This is a genomic window from Mesorhizobium sp. WSM4816, assembly GCF_055811535.1.
In genome coordinates, this window is sequence record NZ_JBVVQR010000001.1 from 406591 (window position 1) to 424695 (window position 18105).

The 18105-nt window shown below is 62.8% G+C and carries 19 protein-coding genes; 13 read left to right on the plus strand and 6 right to left on the minus strand.

Annotation, left to right across the window (positions count from 1 at the left end; all coding sequences use genetic code 11):
- Positions 1-79 precede the first annotated feature (79 nt).
- A complete protein-coding gene (locus tag AC0L3H_RS01825; protein WP_023800834.1) occupies positions 80-430 on the minus strand; it encodes a DUF5330 domain-containing protein in 351 nt (116 codons plus the stop codon).
- A gap of 533 nt (positions 431-963) precedes the next feature.
- Here AC0L3H_RS01825 and AC0L3H_RS01830 point away from each other — a divergent pair.
- The 3 genes from AC0L3H_RS01830 (at position 964) to AC0L3H_RS01840 (ending at position 3869) form a co-directional block, all read left to right on the plus strand.
- Positions 964-2703 carry a sensor histidine kinase gene (locus AC0L3H_RS01830; RefSeq protein WP_473584278.1) on the plus strand — a complete coding sequence of 580 codons (1740 nt, stop codon included), beginning with the start codon at positions 964-966 and terminating at the stop codon, positions 2701-2703.
- Positions 2678-3442 (plus strand): peptidoglycan-binding domain-containing protein, encoded by a 765-nt coding sequence (locus tag AC0L3H_RS01835; protein WP_473584279.1) that lies wholly within the window; start codon positions 2678-2680, stop codon positions 3440-3442. Before AC0L3H_RS01830 ends, AC0L3H_RS01835 begins: the two co-directional genes overlap by 26 nt.
- A gap of 79 nt (positions 3443-3521) precedes the next feature.
- The gene (locus AC0L3H_RS01840) at positions 3522-3869 is read left to right on the plus strand and encodes a DUF1491 family protein (protein ID WP_473584280.1); all 348 of its coding nucleotides are present in this window, start codon (positions 3522-3524) and stop codon (positions 3867-3869) included.
- 60 nt (positions 3870-3929) lie between these two features.
- On the opposite strand, the gene AC0L3H_RS01845 is transcribed toward AC0L3H_RS01840, so the two are convergent.
- The 5 genes from AC0L3H_RS01845 to AC0L3H_RS01865 all read right to left on the minus strand — a co-directional run bounded on the left by AC0L3H_RS01845 (position 3930) and on the right by AC0L3H_RS01865 (position 9686).
- Positions 3930-4937 carry a hypothetical protein gene (locus AC0L3H_RS01845; protein ID WP_473494124.1) on the minus strand — a complete coding sequence of 336 codons (1008 nt, stop codon included), beginning with the start codon at positions 4935-4937 and terminating at the stop codon, positions 3930-3932.
- Positions 4938-5489: 552 nt separating this feature from the next.
- Complete coding sequence (locus AC0L3H_RS01850; RefSeq protein WP_027152781.1) at positions 5490-6038, minus strand: DUF1254 domain-containing protein; 549 nt, start codon at positions 6036-6038, stop codon at positions 5490-5492.
- Positions 6031-6615, minus strand: coding sequence for a DUF1214 domain-containing protein (locus tag AC0L3H_RS01855; protein WP_473584281.1), 585 nt, complete (start codon positions 6613-6615; stop codon positions 6031-6033). The genes AC0L3H_RS01850 and AC0L3H_RS01855 overlap by 8 nt, the downstream gene beginning before the upstream one ends.
- Before the next feature lie 115 nt (positions 6616-6730).
- On the minus strand, positions 6731-8890 hold the full coding sequence (locus tag AC0L3H_RS01860) for a transglycosylase domain-containing protein (RefSeq protein ID WP_473494126.1): 2160 nt from the start codon (positions 8888-8890) through the stop codon (positions 6731-6733).
- Positions 8891-9047: 157 nt separating this feature from the next.
- Positions 9048-9686, minus strand: coding sequence for a TetR/AcrR family transcriptional regulator (locus AC0L3H_RS01865; RefSeq protein ID WP_473584282.1), 639 nt, complete (start codon positions 9684-9686; stop codon positions 9048-9050).
- 171 nt (positions 9687-9857) lie between these two features.
- On the opposite strand from AC0L3H_RS01865, the gene AC0L3H_RS01870 reads away from it, so the two are divergent.
- The 10 genes from AC0L3H_RS01870 (at position 9858) to ccmE (ending at position 18005) form a co-directional block, all read left to right on the plus strand.
- Positions 9858-11411, plus strand: coding sequence for a trimethylamine methyltransferase family protein (locus tag AC0L3H_RS01870; RefSeq protein ID WP_473584283.1), 1554 nt, complete (start codon positions 9858-9860; stop codon positions 11409-11411).
- A gap of 249 nt (positions 11412-11660) precedes the next feature.
- The gene (locus AC0L3H_RS01875) at positions 11661-11909 is read left to right on the plus strand and encodes a hypothetical protein (protein WP_023800824.1); all 249 of its coding nucleotides are present in this window, start codon (positions 11661-11663) and stop codon (positions 11907-11909) included.
- Positions 11910-11921: 12 nt separating this feature from the next.
- Positions 11922-12188, plus strand: coding sequence for a DUF1488 family protein (locus AC0L3H_RS01880; RefSeq protein WP_473494129.1), 267 nt, complete (start codon positions 11922-11924; stop codon positions 12186-12188).
- Positions 12189-12319: 131 nt separating this feature from the next.
- Positions 12320-12730: a DUF3168 domain-containing protein gene (locus AC0L3H_RS01885; RefSeq protein ID WP_473494130.1), complete on the plus strand. Its 411-nt coding sequence runs from the start codon at positions 12320-12322 to the stop codon at positions 12728-12730.
- Between the two features lie 169 nt (positions 12731-12899).
- Entirely contained in the window at positions 12900-13199 is a 300-nt protein-coding gene (locus AC0L3H_RS01890; RefSeq protein WP_023800821.1) for a hypothetical protein, read from the plus strand.
- A 105-nt stretch (positions 13200-13304) separates the two neighbouring features.
- Positions 13305-13970, plus strand: a complete 666-nt coding sequence (locus AC0L3H_RS01895; RefSeq protein WP_023800820.1) for a response regulator transcription factor — start codon at positions 13305-13307, stop codon at positions 13968-13970.
- Entirely contained in the window at positions 13954-15405 is a 1452-nt protein-coding gene (locus AC0L3H_RS01900; protein ID WP_287228806.1) for an ATP-binding protein, read from the plus strand. The genes AC0L3H_RS01895 and AC0L3H_RS01900 overlap by 17 nt, the downstream gene beginning before the upstream one ends.
- A gap of 282 nt (positions 15406-15687) precedes the next feature.
- Entirely contained in the window at positions 15688-16128 is a 441-nt protein-coding gene (locus AC0L3H_RS01905) for a hypothetical protein (RefSeq protein WP_473584284.1), read from the plus strand.
- 299 nt (positions 16129-16427) lie between these two features.
- A complete protein-coding gene (ccmI, locus tag AC0L3H_RS01910) occupies positions 16428-17561 on the plus strand; it encodes a c-type cytochrome biogenesis protein CcmI (protein WP_473584285.1) in 1134 nt (377 codons plus the stop codon).
- A 3-nt stretch (positions 17562-17564) separates the two neighbouring features.
- Entirely contained in the window at positions 17565-18005 is a 441-nt protein-coding gene (gene ccmE / locus AC0L3H_RS01915; RefSeq protein WP_473519967.1) for a cytochrome c maturation protein CcmE, read from the plus strand.
- Positions 18006-18105: the final 100 nt, after the last annotated feature.

The window sequence follows — 18105 nt, forward strand, 5'->3', positions numbered from 1 at the left end:
GCGACGCCGCGTCACGGAAAAAGAGGAAAACACTATAGGCGTCAGAGCGCGGACGGTGACAGATGCGCTGAAAAATATCTCAGTTTTTCGCCGGCAAATCGACTTTCGCCGGCAAGACGATGTCTTCGGGCACGCTGCCGGTCGTTGTCGCCGTGTCGGGTTCGGCGGTCTTGTCGTCCAACATGGCGGCCGCGATCTTGGCTGTCTCCCTTGCCCGGGCGGTGATCGTGTGCATTGCGGACTTGCCGGTCTCGCAGACGTCAGGCTTGCGCTCGCATATGCCGGCAATGTCGCCGACGGCCTCGCGTGCCGCAAACAACGCCTGGATCGGCCCGACGCTTTGGTGGCCTGTCTCGTCGGAGCCGACATTCAGCGGCAGCGCCAGAAGCACCAGCGAAAACCAGAAAGCCATTCTGATCAGAAAGCCCATCTGTATGCCCTCATTCGTGACCGGATCATGCGTTCATGCGGCATGACCTCTTTATGGATACGATAGTGGCATGGACGCGCAAAGGACGGCTTGCCCGGTCAGCGAAAATTTTCCTCAAATTTTAGGCAAATTCGAAACGAAGCATTTTGCAATGGATTTGTCTCAAATCCAGCCGATTTTCTTCACTTAAGCTTAACCATCTATCCAACTGTTTTCCTTGTGTATTTCCCAGAAGCACGGCTTACCGGGGGCGACTGTCAAAGGCGGAAGTGCTGTTCGCCCGGATAACGCTCCATTTACTATGGCCGCAATTGCCAAGGTTCGCCCCGTGCCGGCCTCCCAATATCTGCCTCAGGCCGCGCATTGATCGGTCCTGCCTTATCCATTCCTTAAACGCTGGATGCGAGTTTCAGATCGACAAAAGCATCTGCGAAGCAGGGCTGTTCACGACCAGGTGCGAGTGCGTTGAGTTGAGTTCGATAAGGGCCAGATACGTTGAGTTGCCCGGCGCGATGGCAGCCGGTTGCGAACGTATGGTTCATCCGTCGATCCTCGGACAGAACGACCGCCGGTGCCAGAGGCGGTTTATCGGTGTCATGCTGGCCGCTCCGTTCTTCGCCGCAGGCGCAGCAGTCACGCTGGTCACCTCGGGCATGGGCGTGGCCGTGACCATGGCTGCGATCTTTGCGACGTTCGGCCTCTGCTGGTTTGCTGCCTTGCTGGTGGCGGCATCGGGCAAGATGGCGTTCGCCGGCCAGGTCGCGCTGGTGATGGGCAGTCTTGCTCTTGCCGGTATCATCGCCGCGGCGGGCGGGATGGCCTCGCCGGTCGCCATGCTTGTCGTGGCGCTGCCGTTCGAAGCCTGGTGGATCGGCGCGTCTCGTCGCGCTGCACTCTGGGGTGCCCTATCCGCATGTGTCGCTATCCTGCTGCAGGCTTTTGCCGGTTCTGTCTTCCCGTTCGGTCCGGCCGAAATCGCCGCCTGGCATTGGCTGCTGCCGCTGGCCTGGGCGCTCACCCTCGTTCCCCGCGTCGCAGCGCTTGGCAGCGCGGCCGGCGCGCAGCTTGATCCGGCGACCGACGATCGGCTCGAGAACATCATCGACGCCGTTGTCCTGCGGGCCGGCCGGCATGGCGAGGTTCTGGATGCGTCGGCAAAGGCGCGCACGATCCTGAAGCTGCAGCCGGAACTGCTGTTCGGTACCGGCCTGTTCGACCGCATCCATCTTTCCGATCGCGTCGCATACCTCAGCGCGCTGGCCGACATGCGCGATGGCGCGCTGGCGCGCCGGCTGGATCTTCGCGTCCGGCTGCCGCAAAACGGCAATGGCCCGACGGCGGACAATTACCGGCCGTTTTCGCTTGAATTGGCGCGCGGGGAAGAGCAGCAGGACGTCCTCACGTTCGTCCTGCGCGAAAACGACGAACTCGCCGGCTTGCGCGAAGAGCTTGCCGCTGCGAAAGAGGCGGCCGCGTCTGCCGAAGTGGCAAAGGGACGGTTTCTGGCGGTCGTCAGCCACGAGCTGCGCACGCCGTTGAACGCCATCATCGGTTTTTCCGACATGCTGCTGCATGAGATGTTTGGCACCTTCAAGGATCCGCGCCAGAAGGAATATGTCGGTCTGGTCAAGGAGTCCGGCCAGCATCTGCTTGCCGTAGTCACCTCGATACTCGACGTATCGAGGATCGAAGCCGGCGCATATGCAACCGAGCCGGAACCATTCCGTTTCGTCGAAGCTGTCGAAATGTGCCAGTCGATGATGCGCTTGCAGGCCGAGGCAAAGAACATCGATCTACAAGCCCAGATCGCACCGGATGCAGGCGAGATAAACGCCGACCGTCGTGCCGTGCAACAGATACTCATCAACCTCGTCTCCAACGCCATCAAGTTCACGCCCGATGGCGGCGATGTTATCGTCGGCGCCAAGCGGATCGGCTCGCGACTGCATTTCTGGGTCAGGGACACCGGCATCGGCATCGCCGAGGAAGACTTTGCCAATCTCGGCAAGCCGTTCATGCAGATCCAGAACGACTATACGCGCCGCTTCGAGGGCACCGGGCTCGGCCTGTCGCTGGTGAAGGGTCTGGTGGCGCTGCACGAGGGCACGATGTCGATCGAAAGCATGCCGGGGGAGGGCACCACGGTCACGATCAGCTTGCCGGTGAACGGACCGAAAGGACGTTCGAACGACAAGCCCGGCGTACTGCCGATGCCTGCAGCCAAGGCGGAGACGAAAGGGGACAGGCATGGCTCGCTCCGCAAAACAGCCTAGGGCGGTCAAGCGCCGCGGCAATGCCTTCCAACGCAGCGCGGTCGCCCTCGGCAGCCAGATTTCACGCAATCCGGTTCTGGTTGGCGGTTCGACCGCCTTCCTGGTGACGCTGTTCTACGTCTCGGCGAACGCCTTGTGGTATCAGCCTTTTCCTCATGCCGGCGCGTTTTTTGCGACCAGGAGCATGGAGGGCTTTCCTCGAGCCGGCGCCGACGAGCCTGAAACCACCATCAACATCGTGCGGCCGGAGCCGGCCCCGATCAAGAGCGATCCGATCGTCGAGCAGGTCCAGGGCATATTGAAGGATCTCGATTTCTATTCCGGCACCGTCGACGGTATTTCCGGCCCCAACACGCGCAAGGCCATCCAAGCCTATCAGCAGAAGGTCGGGCTCAACGCTTCCGGCGAGATCGACAGCATTCTGCTCGATCAACTGGGCGCCATGCCAACCGCCTCGACGGTCGTGCCGCATCCGGCACCGCGTCCGGACGACATGGCCGCGATTCCCGTCTCGGCTTCGCCGGCAGATGCGCCGGCGCAGGCACCCGACGCTCGCATCATCAAGATCCAGGCCGGGTTGAAGGCATTCGGCAATGACGACATGCAGCTCGATGGCGTGGTCGGGGCCCGCACCAAGGCAGCGATCAGGGAGTTTCAGTTGCTGTTTGGTCTGCCCGAGACCGGCGAGCCCGACGAGGTCGTCTACGTCAAAATGCGCGAGATCGGCCTGACCAACTGATGGGCGCAGGCGCGCGGTTTTGGTTTCACCCAAACGCAAAGCGCTCTAAGTACCGTCCGATGTCGTCCGGAATGCTGCCATGCGCGTAACCACCGATCTGTGGGTGTCGGCCCTGCTGCGCCGGGTTTTCGGCGCCGGCGGCTTTGCCGCCGTGGTCAAGCGCGGCGCAACCGAGGCCGGCGCCGTCTTCGTGCTGGCGCGAGGCCGCATGGGCGAGATTGCCTTGTTTGGCCCGGCGCCGCAGACGAGCTACGATTCAGCCAAACCCGACGACCGTTACTTCAGTTTGCTCGGCGCCGGCGACGATGGCGCCCTCTTTGACGGGCGACTGGAGAGGGAGAAGAAATTCGACCCCGACATCTGGGTGGTCGAGATCGAGGCCGGCTCTGTTCCCGTCGAGGAGCTTCTTTCCGTCAAGTCGCAATAGCGATATGCAGACAAAGGCTTAGAGCGTTCGCTTGAATCTCTTTTCAGGCGCGACTGCGGGTCAAACGCGACGCGCTTTAGGGCTGGCGGCAGCATTGTCGCTGTCCGCTTTGCGGACGTCGGCGTTAGCCGCGATCGGTCCGGCATTGCGAATGGCCTTCGACAGTGTCTCGGCTTTCCAGCCGCGTAGCCTGTCCAGCGCTGCGTCGCGATGCAGCAGCCGGTAGCGGTCGAGGAAGATGCGGATGGCCTGCGGATGCGAGAACTCTGTGGGATAGACGGCGGCGGTGATCAGGAACGCCCTCTCTTCGCCGAGATCGAGCGCGCGCAGGGCGGCCAGCAGCGACGTGTAGTTCTGGTTCGCGGTGAGCGACCGCGCCGTTGAAAAATCGATCTCGAGCGCGTCGGCCAGTGCTGTCTGGAAGAATGCGGCATTGCCGGTCAGCGCCGTCTCGCGCAGTTTGAGGTAGGTGTTAGCGCCGGCGAACGGATTGATCGTCGCGCCGCCGCTCTCGGCATCACGCATCATCGACCGCAGCCGGCGCCGTGCAGTCTCGGCGGCGGCGCCGGGCACCTGCTGGCTGTCGGCGACGACTTCGGCGCTTTCGGGCACCGCCTTGGCGTTCGCCTCAGGCTGCCGCACGCTCACCAGCGTCGGCTTTTCAAGCGCCCTGATCAGGTGGGCGATGGTCGGGTTCAGATCCTTGCGGCGCGCAATGGCGCGCGCATGCGGCAGGCCATGGCGGCCGATCAGCGCGATGAGGTCGATATCGCTGAGCGCGCGCGAGCGGATGAGCAGCGGCGCGGCAACGTCGACCGGCTCCTCGCAAAGCCGCCGGACCAGCGCAGCGGGCGCATATTCGCATTCGGAAAGGGCGGCGGCGACGTAGCGGCGCGATTCGACCGACACATCGGCGAAAAGCGGCAGCGTCAGATCCTCAAGTTGCGCGATCTCCCGGCGCGAAGGGCGGGTCAGCGAACAGAACGCCGACACCGTGGCGCGGAACAGCCTTTCGGCCTTTCCCGGTTCAGCCCGTATAGCGATTTGCCTGAAATCCGCAGATGACACGAAGGATACGCCTGACACTCGACACAATCTGGACCATGCTCGACCGGGACTGTGTCGGTTTCGCATTTGCCACGGGTCAGGACTTCCTGACCTCAGAACAAAGATCAAATTAGCGGCGATCCGTTAGCGTTCCGTTAACCTACTGGCTCCTTAATCAGATTGGAGGCGTTGCGTTGTGCTCCGGGGCAACCGAGAGGAATGCACGAACCATGGGCATGGTACTGTCTTTCGTGCCGCGACCGGCGGCAACCAATCGAGCAGACCGAAACACCGGAGCGCCGGCGGCGGTGATCATTTTCCCCGGCGTCCGCTACGAGCAACCGCCACTGACGGGCGAGGCGCGGCCAGGCGCCGGTCCGGACAAGCCGGGTTCGTCAAGGACGATGCCGGGGACGTCGGGGACGTTGCCTGTTCCGCATCATTGAAGCGCGTCGCGGCTGAATGGATTAGCCGCGCCCTGTTGGGCACGCAAAGGATGCTCTATCCCCTTGAACGAGCGCCGCGGCGGCTCGCAAGGCATGGGCCGCAACCGGCGGCATGTCTCGGTTGACGTCAGTAGTCCTGCAGCTCGCAGGAACTCTGCTCGAGAAACCGCGACACGGTCGGCTTCCAGCTGTCGTCGGGCACGAAGGAGCGGATGACGAACATGCCTTCGTCGATCGGCGCTTCGACGAAGATTGCCCCTTGCAATTCCTCCGGGAGATCCTTGCGGATCTCGATCATCTGCGCCGGCGTCAGTACGATACTGTCCAGCACCCTTCCGGTCGCACTGTGGTCGTTGAAGGAGTAGATGTTATGGCCGCTGCGGTCATAGACCGATACGGACCAGAACGGGACGTTTCCCGGTGCCTTCACCCGAACCATCCCATCGGACAGATCGAAGCGGCAAGCCGCAGCATAAAACAGCGGATCGACCGATTTCACCACAGGCGTACCGCCGGCCTCAGCGTCCAGCCTGGTCATCCGATAAAGGTTGGAGGCCATGGCCAGCCGCGACCAGGCATTGCGTTCGGAAAATTCCGGGGCGAGCAGCAGCACGATGATGTGTACGATGCCGGCGCCAAGCAGGCCGAGCAGGATCGCGTGCAGCAGCCTACGCATTGCAGCCGACCTTTACGATCTGCGGCAGCGTGACATCCGAAAGGCCCGTGCTGCTGGCGATCGGCGTGTCGTAGAATGTCAGCACGAGATACATCCGGCCGAAGCCGTCGGAAAGCAGCCAGTTGCCGGGCGCGGGGCGGTTGCTGACGGAAATAAGCACGGAATTGTCGGGCTGGCGCAGCACCTGGTAGGACTGAAGTGACGCAAGCCTTGGCTTGCCGGTCTCGACCACGCCGAGCGACCGATCGGCGGCATAGAGGGTCCAGAACCGGGCTGTGGGAAACCCGCCTTCGATTTCATAGGCGCATTGGCGTTTCAATAGTTCGCCATCTGAATCGCGTTCGGCGATAAACGACAGGCCTTCTGCCTGCCCGAGTGCAAGGACGCCCTCGCGCGCCACGCGGGCTTTCGAATAAGGATCCGCCGTCTGCGTGCCGATATCGGGAAACGCCGTCCATTGGCCGATCCTGATCGCGCCAATGCCATCCTGCGTCTTGAGAGCGTACCAGACGCTGCCGCCGCCGCCGCCGATGGCTATGGCAAGCGCGAGGAGCGTCAGGAATGCGTTCTTGAGCATGAAGAGCCGCGGGCAAGAGGAGTGCCGCTCGGGGATATCGCGGGGCAGGGGGCCATGGCAAGCGGACCTCTGTGGAATTGCGGCGCGAGGGATGGCCTGGCCCGTCGTGCCGGCATCAAAGCGCCGACAGCGTCTCCGGTGTCGCAGGCGCCTGGAGGACGGGCGCCGACTGGAACAGCCTGGTGATGTCCCTGAGCGCCCGCGTCGTCTGGCTGGACAGCACCGGCGGCCGCTCGGCGGCAGTGTCGGCCGCTGCCTGCTCGGCATTCTTCTTTTCCGCTTCCTCGGCCTTGGCGGCGATCTCTTCGTCGACGAAGGGATGATCGAGGCCGGGGATCGGCTTGAGGTCGATATTCTGGTGCGCATAGACCATCAGCCGCTGCCAAACCATCGCCGGCAGCGAGCCGCCGGTCATGTTGTTGGTCGGGGTGAAGTCGTCATTGCCGAGCCACACGGCAGCCGTGTAGTTGCCGGTAAAGCCGACATACCAGGCGTCGCGGTAAGACTGCGTTGTGCCGGTTTTGCCGGCCGAAACGATATTGGGAAGCGCAGCGCGCCGCGCCGTGCCCATCACCGGCACCGCCGCCAGCATGGTGTTCATGGATTTCAGCGCCTGCTCCGAGAGCACACGGCGCGGCGGCGGCGCATCCTTGGCGAAATCGTAAACCACCTCGCCGGTGCGGGTGACGAGCTGGGTGACGCCATGCCGGGAGCCGACTAAGCCGTTCTGGGCGAACACGCTAAAGCCTGTCGCCTGGTCCATGACGGTCATGCCCGATGTGCCGAGCACCATCGTCTTGTGCGATTCGAGCGGCGATTCGACGCCCATGGCTTCCGCCATCGCCTTGATCGGCTTGATGCCGAGATGATTCTTGGCCAGCCGCACCGGCACGGTGTTGACCGATTTGGCCATCGCCGTGATCAGCGTGACCTTGCCGGCCCGTCCGTCATTGTAATTGTGCGGCGACCAGGCACCCCAGGAGATCGGCGCGCCGGAAACGATGGAGTCCGGCGTGAAGCCGTGCTCCATCGCCGTTGCGTATACGTAGGGTTTAAACGACGAGCCGCTCTGGCGCAGCGCCTTGGTGGCGCGGTTGAACTGGCTGGCACCGTAGTCGCGGCCGCCGACGATCGCCCTGACTGCGCCATTGGTTTCGATGACGACCATGGCGCCTTCGGTGACGTTGTATTCCTTGCCGAACTGGCGGAGATGGAACTCCATCGATTCTTCCGCCGCCTTCTGGATGTTGGCGTCGAAAGTGGTGTGGGCGACCAGCGAATGCTGGCCGGACTTCGCGACGATCTTCTTGACCTCTTCGAATGCCCAGTCGAGGTAGTAATCCGGGCTCTTCTGCTCGCCGCGGTCGACGATTTCAGCCGGATGCAGCCGCGCCTGCAGCACCTGACCCTCGCTCATGAAGCCGCCTTCGACGAGATTCGACAGCACCACATTGGCCCGCGCCCTGGCAGCAGGCAGGTTGATGTGCGGCGCGTATTTGGTCGGTGCCTTGAACAGGCCGGCCAGCATCGCCGCTTCGGCGAGGTTCACATCCTTGACGCTTTTGCCGAAATAGAAATCGGCGGCCGCTTCGATGCCGAACGTGCCGCCGCCCATATAGACGCGGTCGAGATAGAGCTGCAGGATCTCCTTCTTCGACAGATTGGCCTCGAGCCACAGCGCCAGGAAGGCTTCCTTGACCTTGCGCTCCAACGTCCGTTCATTGGTCAGGAACAGGTTCTTGGCCAGTTGCTGGGTGATGCTCGAACCGCCCTGCACCACGGAATTCGCCCGCACGTTCGCGAAGATCGCGCGCGAAAGGCCGAGCGCGTCGATGCCGTAGTGATCGAAGAAACGCCGATCCTCGGTGGCCAGCACCGCCTTGATGACCTGGTCGGGCATCTCGTCGACCGGCACCGAATCGCGCTGGATGATGCCGCGCTGGCCGATCTCATTGCCGTAGCGGTCGAGGAAGGTGATGGCGAAATCGCCCTGGGCGCGCCAGTCGCCGGCGGTTTCCTGGAAGGCCGGCAAGGCGAGCGCCAGCATGACGACGATGCCGCCGGCGCCGAGCGTGAAACCTTCGCTCAACAGTTCGATGATGCCGCGGCGCCAGCCGGAGACGCGGAAGCGCCGGAAAAAAATGGTGGCCGCTTCCCAGAACCGGCGCGCCTTGAAGCCGGTCTCGTAGAGCGAGGAATCGAACCACGCATCCGCCGCCAGCAGTCTTGCGGCAATCGGACCCCTTCTCCTGCGTGTTTTCAAAGGACTGGCCATTCCAAGATCCGGCTGCGGCTACGCCTCCCACTGAGAAGCGGCACTCATACCAGACTATTTGTCCATTTTGGCCACGCTCACAAGGGTGAGGGGGCTTTCGCGGTACAGTTTGTTGATACCAGGGTCGGGCCTGCGACCTCTGCCACCTCGCACCCACTTAACGCGCCGCGATAAAGCGCATGAAATGCGCCACGTCGGCATCGCTTGGCTCCTGGCCGGTGAAACTGCGCAGATAGGCGGCGAGATGACTGACTCTCGCCTCGACCGGTTCCTTGAGGTCGAGCACATAATAGCCGATCTGCATGTAGTAGAGCACACGGGCGCGGATGAAGGCATCCTCTTCGCCGTAGCCATGCCGGCGATACATGTCGCGGATCGCGCCCAGTCGGTCATTGTCGGCTTGGTCGATGGCCCGGCGCACGTCGTCGGAGCGACGCGCCCATTCCCGGATGGCAAAGTCGAGCCTGGGATCGAACAGGCGCTCGTCGGCCCAGCATTCGAACACGTTCATGACCCCCATGATGATGCTTTCGGCCGGCCGCTGCGCGCGTTCGATGATCGACTTGGTGTTGGTGTCCCGCCAATGCGCAAGCAACTGGTCGAGCAGGTCCTGACGGCTCTCGAAATACCAATAGAAGCTTGAGCGCGATACGCCGAGTTTCAGGCCAAGCGGCAGCACGCGCACGCTTTCGACGCCGTCTGAAATCAGTGTCTGGAGCGCAAGATTGATCCAGTCCCGGCGCGTCACCTTGGTGTTGCCGGGCGCCGGCTCGTGCTGCGGAGAAATCATGGTCATGGCCGCACAATAGGCATGAGGGCGAACTGCATACAACCGTACTAGACACATATGTACAGTGCAAGTATCCTGTCTGCCTCAACGAACTGGGCCGAGCGGCCAACGCGCGTCATCGCGGCTCCTGCCTACGATCCGCAACGCAGGGCAATACGGCAATGAGGAGTATCCGCCATGGTCGATGACGCCGCACGCAACCTCAGGCGCGAACGCAGGCGCGGACGAACCGGCGAGGCCGGCAGCGAGACCAGCCGCCGGCCGGACTATCGTTCGCTGAAGAACCCGTTTCTGCCGCAGCCGATCTTTTCGGCCGACCAGGTCGCCGCGATCCACGACACGGCGCTGCGCGTGCTCGAGCAACTCGGCGTCAAGGTGCTGCTGCCGGAGGCGCGCGCTATTCTTGCCCGTGCCGGCGCTTTGGTCGACGAGGACAGCCAGATAGTGCGCATCGGCCGCGATATCGTCTCGGCGGCGCTGGGCTCGGCGCCGAAATCGATCCGCGTCCATGCCGGTGACCGTGCCCGCGACCTGACGCTCGAACTCGGCTCGATGACGTTCCTGGCAGGATCCGGGGCGCCGAACGTCACCGATCTGGAGCACGGCCGGCGGCCGGGAACGCTTGCCGCTTTCGAGGATCTCATCCGCCTGGTGCAGCATTTCGACGTGCTGCACATGCTGGGACCTTGCATCGAGCCGCAGGACATCGACAACCGCTTCCGCCATTATGCCGTCAACCGCGCGCAGTTGACGCTCTCCGACAAACTGCCGTTCGTCTTCGCGCGCGGCACGCCGCAGGTCGAGGACGGCTTCGAGATGCTGCGGCTGGCGCGCGGCCTGTCGGAGGACGAATTCCGTTCGGGCGCTCATTGCTACACCGTCATCAACACCAACTCGCCGCGTCAACTCGACATTCCGATGGCGCAAGGCATCATCGACTTTGCCAAGGCGGGGCAGGTGCTGATCATCACGCCCTTCTGCCTGGCCGGCGCCATGGCGCCGATCACCGTGGCCGGCGCGCTGACGCTGCAGCACGCCGAAGCGCTGGCCGGGCTGACGCTGGCCCAAATCGTGCGGCCGGGCGCGCCGGTCGTCTATGGCTCCTTCTCCTCCAATGTCGACATGAAGTCCGGGGCGCCGGCCTTCGGCACGCCGGAGCACGTCAAAGCGACGCTCGGCGCCGGTCAGCTTGCACGCTTCACCGGCCTTCCCTGGCGGTCCGGCGGCGGCAGTGCCGCCAACATTTCGGACGCGCAGGCAGCCCACGAAACGCAGTTCGCGCTGTGGGGTTCGGTGCTCGCCGGCGCGACGGTCTGCATCCATGCTGCCGGCTGGCTCGAAGGCGGGTTGAGCGTCTCGTTCGAGAAGCTGATCACCGATATCGAGGCGCTGCAGACCATCGCGGAACTCTGCGCGGCGACGCCCGGCGACGAGGCCGCGATCGGCTTCGACGCCATCGCCGAAGTGCAGCCGGGCGGGCATTTCTTCTCGGCCGGGCACACAATGGCGCGCTACCGCACCGCATTCTACGAACCGCTGGTCGCCGACTGGTCGAATTTCGGCAACTGGACGCAGGCCGGGTCAAGAACCGCCACGGAGCGCGCCACCGGCATCTGGAAACGGCTGCTGGCCGATTTTCGGCCGCCGGCTTGCGCCGCTGCCACATCAAGTGTTCTCGACGAATTCATTGCGCGGCGCACGGAAGAGGGTGGCGCAGCACCGGTCTCGTGAGGATCAGCGCAGCGTCCCTGCCCGAATAGATGGCGGCCGTGAGCCCAGGCTAGCGCTGATCGGAGCGGGCGTACGTGAGCAGTCGGTGCCGCATTCAGTTCTGTGCGAATGAATTTGGTATTATTTCACAATGTCATTTCAAGCATTTGTTCAATCAAAAACATCCTGAAAATTGGTTTTTCCGTTCCGAGTTCCTATTTTAGGTGAGAAACTAATTTTCATCACCTCAGCTAAAAGGAGATTTTATCGATGGCGGAACCCAATCAGAATATCATGGAAAAAGCTGAAGCGCGCTTCATGGAGAAGCAGAAGAAAACCGCCGAGCGAAACCAGGCTACGGCCGAATATATTTCCGAGGCCAAGGCCAGGACCATCAAGACCGAAAAGTTGCGGGCGCTGCGGCTGGCCAAGGAAGAGGCCGACCGTGCGGCGGAAGCCCTCAATCCCGTCGCTCCCAAGAAAAAGCGGGCGGCAGGCAAGAAAGCGGGGGCCGCTTGACGGCATCAAGTCATGAGCCTGACATTTCCAAACCTAAGCCGAAGCTACGACGAGGCGAGCCGGCGGATCCGCTTCGTCGGCTATGATGGCATGTGCCAGATATCTTTCTTTGTCCATGCAGACGCCATCTCGACGGCGTCGCCGGGGACGGCGACAGCTGAAGCCACATATCTCGCCGCCTTCGATTCGGCCGTCGGTCCCATACATGACGTCGCAAGGAACGCTTATACCCGTACCGGCAAGAGCATGTATGTGCTGACCGCAGCCGATTTTCGATAAATCCCGACTGTCCGCGCGATCGCGGCCTTGGAAATCCCGGGATCTGGCGGCAGAATTTCAACGCGGCTACGCTGCAGGCGGAATCTGTCGGGTGAAGGCCTGTTCAGCCGCGACGGGCGAGGGAGAATACAATGACCGCGCCGGCTGCCGCGTTGCAGAAGGCCTTGTTCCAGGCGCTGGACGCTGACGGTTCCCTGTCAGCGGCGTTGGGCGGCGCAAAACTATTCGACCATGCCCCGGAAAACATCCCGTTTCCCTATGTGACGTTCGGCCGGACCAGCGTCTATGACTGGGTAACAGGCAGGGAGAACGACGCCGAGCAGCTTTTCACTCTGCATTTTTGGTCGAAATCCGAGGCCAGGAAAGAAATGCGCGACGTGATGGACATGGTAAAGGCCCGCCTCCAGGATGCGGCGCTGGCGCTCGACGAGCATCACCGCGTCAATCTCAGGCTCGAATTCACCGAGGTCCGTTACGACGAGGATCTTTCAGCCTGTCACGGGCTGCTGCGCTTTCGTGCCGTGACGGAAGAAAACGCCTGACGCGCTTTCAATGAGGCTGCAACACAGTCTAGACTGGCGCTTGGATTTGCCGGGTTGGGGCGGCCAAATCACCGGGGTTGGTTGTGTCGCATTTCAGCGGGGTGAGACAGGCATGTGTTGCAGGCAATGTTCATATCACGTTCAGCACCGATGCGTTAGGACGCTGATCATGAAAACGCTTCGCTCCCACTTCCCAACCGCGACACTTGCTCTCTGCGCTGCCGGTCTGTTTGCGTCGCAGGCGACGGCGCTGCCGGTCGTCGTGCCCGAGCAGAACCGGCCGATCGTCCTGGCCGCCTCCGACTGCTACGCGATCGGTCAGCAGGTCGCCGAGCAGAATGGCGGCACGCTGGCCAAGGCGTCGCAGTCGACGCGCGGTGGCCAGCCGGTCTGCGTCATCGTCGTGCTGGTTCCGGGCAAGGATGGGCAGCGTCCGCGCCGCACGGAGATCGTCGTTCCGCTGAACTGATGCCTGCCGTATCCCAGGCGCTGGAATCGGCCTATATCTGACGTCCAGCTCCTCAACAGGCCGATTTTTCAACAGGCCGATTCTTCAACTGGGTATGATTCCCGCATGCGCGTACTCGTCGTCGAAGATGACAAGGACCTGAACCGGCAGATATCAGACGCGCTGGTCGATGCCGGCTATGTTGTCGACCGGGCTTTCGACGGTGAGGAAGGGCATTTCCTTGGCGACACCGAGCCCTATGACGCCGTGGTGCTCGACATCGGCTTGCCGCAGATGGACGGCATCAGCGTGGTCGAACGCTGGCGGCGCGGCGGCCGCAAGATGCCGGTCCTGATTCTGACGGCGCGCGATCGCTGGAGCGACAAGGTATCCGGCATCGACGCCGGCGCCGACGATTATGTCACCAAGCCGTTCCACATCGAAGAGGTGCTGGCCAGGGTCCGAGCGCTCATCCGGCGCGCGGCCGGCCATGCGTCGTCCGAACTGACCTGCGGACCGCTGCGGCTCGACACCAAAGCCTCCAAGGCCGATGTCGACGGCGTGCCGTTGAAGCTGACGTCGCACGAATTTCGCCTGCTTGCCTATCTGATGCACCATATGGGCGAGGTCGTGTCCCGAACCGAGTTGGTCGAGCACCTTTACGATCAGGATTTCGACCGCGATTCCAACACAATCGAGGTCTTTGTCGGGCGGCTTCGCAAGAAGATGGGCATCGACATGATAGAAACCGTTCGCGGCATGGGCTATCGGATGCGTGAGCCGGAGGCGTAAGGCGGAACCGCTCAGACAGACTGCAAGGACGCCGCTTTCACTGCGGTTCGGGCCGCGTTCGCTGGCGTTCCGGGTGATCGCCTTTTCCACGGTCTGGGCGATACTCACCCTGATTGTCATCTTCACGCTGATTACCACCCTTTATCGCCAGGCGAGCGAGCGCGGTTTCGACAGCCTGCTGTCGGCGCATCTGTTCAATCTGATCGGCTCGGTCGGCGTGTCCGAAGGCGGTTCGCTGACCGGCGCTCCCGACCTGGGCGACCTTCGGTTCTCGGAGCCGAATTCCGGCTGGTACTGGTCGGTGGAGCCTGCGTCGGAAGGCGTGAGTGGTGAGTTGCACTCCTCCTCGATGACCAAGGCGATCCTGTCGCCAAGCGTCGCCGAGGTTCCTTTCAATGCCAGCTTCCAGCGCAGCTATACGACAGAAGGCATCGATGGCGAGGAACTGGAAGTGTTCGAGAGCGAGTTCGTTCTCGACGCGAAAAATCGCGCAGCGCGCTTCCGCGTCATGGGCAACCGGACCGAGCTCGAGCAGGAGATAAGCGCCTTTCAGCGTCGCCTGCTGACCTATCTTTCGCTGTTCGGCGTCGGCATGATCGCCATCAACGCCATCGCCATCCTGCTGGGCCTGCAGCCATTGCGCCGGGTCAGGGACGCTCTCGCCATGGTGCGCGAAGGAACCGCGCAAAAGCTCGACGGTCGCTTCCCTGCCGAGATCGAGCCGCTCGCCAACGAGACCAACGCGTTGATCGAAAACAACAAGCGTATCGTCGAGCGCTCGCGGACGCAGGTCGGCAACCTCGCCCATTCGCTGAAGACGCCGCTGGCGGTGCTGATCAACGAGGGACGGGCGCTCGGCGGCGCCAAGGGCCAGCTCATAGCCGAACAGGCCGCCTCGATGCAGAAGCAGATCGACCATTATCTGCAGCGCGCCCGCGTTGCGGCGCAACGTGACAGCGTCGTCTACCGCACGCCGGTGGCGCCGCTGGTCCAGCGCATGGTGCGCGTGCTGCAAAAACTCAATCCGCAGACCGCTCTCTCGCTTTCGCTGCCGGCAGTCGATATCGTCTTTGCCGGCGAACGCGAGGATCTGGAAGAATTGCTTGGCAATTTGCTCGACAACGCCATGAAATGGGCAAAGAGCGCGGTCGCGGTATCGGTGGCGCCAATCCCCGGCAAGAAGACTGGCTCCGGCAAGGAGGGTGCTGTCATCCTGTTCGAGATCAGCATCGAGGATGACGGCCCGGGCATTCCAGAAGACAAGGCACGCGAGGCGCTGAAGCGCGGACGGCGTCTCGACGAGACAAGGCCGGGCACCGGGCTTGGACTTGCCATTGTCGCCGACCTCGTCAACGAATACGGAGGCGTTCTGGCTCTGGAACGGTCCAGCATGGGCGGGTTGAAGGCGGTGGTTCGATTGCGGAGCCTTCACTAATGCATGTCGCGCAAAAGTGTGCAGCGGTTTTGCGATAACGACATGCGTAAAAACAACAACCTGAAGCGCGTCGCACGAGGCCGGCCAAACGCGACGCGCTTTAGGCCTATGCTTTTGCTGGGCCAGTCGACATTGATCGACGGTGCGTGATATGGCGGCATGTCGACTGGTCCCGGAGCCGTCGGCCGCGGCCAAATTTCCGACAAACATCGACACTATGGCCACGCCGACTTCCCCGATGGCGCGGCCCCCCAGCTTTAACTCAAGAGACCGGTTTTTGGCATGAAGATTCGCGTCGCGCTCGTCTCCGCACTGCTGGCCGTTTCCGGCTGCACGACGCTGGGCAGGAACCCTGGCCTCACGGTGGCGCCGCAGCCGGCCGCAACGCCGCCAAGTGAAGGCAAGATCGCGACGACGGTTATTTCCGCCATGGGCGGTGGCCTCGTCAGCGGATCGATCGGTACCGGCTTGAGCGGCCCCGAAAAGCGCAAGGCGCTGGAGGCGGAATACAGGGCGCTCGAGTACACGGCGAGCAGCCAGAAGGTGACGTGGAAGAGCGATCGGTCGGCGCATTACGGTGAAGTCGTGCCCGCCCAGCCCTATCGTGTCGGCTCGCAGGACTGCCGACAATACACCCATACGGTGTTTACAGGCGCCGCCGGCGCCACCGCGCGCGGAACCGCTTGCCGCAACGCCGATGGCAGCTGGACGCCGCTGACGTAACGACCGGCCGGATAATGCATGTCGCGCAAAAGTGTGCAGCGGTTTTGCGATAACGACATGCATAAAAACAAGAATCGCGCAAAAGCATGCCCTCGGGCCTGAATCGAGGGTGTGCAGCGATCTTGCGATGACGATATGCATGAAAACAACTATCTAAGGCGCGTCGCATGACGCCGGTCGATCGCGACGCGCTTTAGGTCCGGTTGACATCAATCAAGGACATGCGACGCATCTGCCGTCCAAAGCGTCGCAGGACGCCTGTGTTGGCAGGGCAGGGCTCTGCCGTTATTGGAAGAAGCATGCTGTTCTGGGTCATCGCCGCCATTCTCACGCTGGGTGCAAGCCTGGCGGTGCTGCTGCCGCTGGCCGGCGGCCCGAAGGGTGGTTCGCCAAGCAGCGATCATGACCTTGAAGTCTATCGCGACCAGCTGTCCGAGCTTGACCGCGACGTGGCACGTGGCCTGATCCAGCCGGCCGAGGCCGAAGAGGCGCGTGCGGAGATCGCCCGCCGCATCCTTCGCCTCGACAATGCCGCCGACAAGGCAGCGGCGCGGCAGCCATCGATGGCGACCAGGCTGGTTGCGACGGCTGCGGTCCTGGCGGTCCCGCTGGTCAGCTGGGGCTTGTACAGCCAACTCGGCTCGCCCGATCTGCCGTCGCAGCCACTCAGCGAGCGACTGGCCAAGAATCCCGCCGACAGTTCGGTCGACGAACTGGTGGCACGCGCCGAGGCCCACCTTGCCGCCAACCCGTCCGATGCCAGGGGTTGGGACGTGCTGGCGCCAATCTATCTGCGCATGCAGCGATTCTCCGACGCGGTGACGGCGTACCGCAACGCCATTCGCCTCGACGGCGACAGCGCAGCCCGCCAGGCCGGCCTCGGCGAGGCGATCGCCAGCGAAGCGGGCGGCATTGTCTCGGCCGATGCTCAGGCCGCCTTCGAGGCGGCGCTGAAGCTCGATCCGGCGAATCCGAAGGCCAGCTTTTATCTGGCGATGGGCATGGCGCAGGAAGGCCGCATCGAGGAGGCGACGATTGGCTGGCAGAAAATGCTCGCGGCCTTGCCACAGGACTCGCCCTGGCGCGGCGCCGTCGAGCAGGCACTGGCCGAATCCGCCAGGCGCAGCGTCGCTTCGGGAGTACCTGCAAAAGGCCCGAACGCCGGGGATGTCGATGCCGCCGCGTCGATGTCGCCGCAGGATAGGGAAGCGATGATCAACACCATGGTTGCGGGGCTTGATGAAAAACTGCGGCAAAACCCGCGCGATGTGGAAGGATGGATGCAGCTTATTCGTTCCTATGTCGTGCTGGGCAAGGCCGATCAGGCGCGCGACGCGCTCAATCGCGGTATCGCCGTTTTTGGCTCCGATAGTGACGAAGCGAAGAAATTCACCGCCTTTGCCGCCTCGCTTGGCCTGACGGCGACGGAGTAAAAAATGACGCGCAAGCAGAAAAGACTGTCGGTGATCGCCGGAGGGTTGGCCTTCCTCGGTGCCGCCACCGGCCTGACCTTCTACGCGCTCGGCCAGAAGGCCTCCTACTTCTACATGCCCGCCGATCTGACCGCCGCCAGCCTGCAGCCCGGGCAGCGTATCAGGCTCGGCGGCCTCGTCGAAAAAGGCACGATCGAGCGCGGTCAGGGGACCACCGTCGCCTTTTCGGTGACCGACAACCAGAAGCAGGTCAAGGTCACCTACACCGGCATTCTTCCCGACCTTTTCCGCGAGGAGCAGGGCGTCATCACTGAAGGCATTTTTCGCCCGGACGGCGTCTTCGTCGCCGACAGCGTGCTGGCCAAGCACGACGAGAACTATATGCCCAAGGAGGTGGCCGACGGCCTCAAGTCCAGGGGCGTGTGGCAGGAGAGCAAAAAGTGACTAAGCAGGTTCCGCAAAAGCCTGCCCTCGGGCTTGACACGAGGGTTCCCACGGTTTTGCGGCAAGACCCTGCGGCAAAACAAAAACCTGGCGGGCTTGG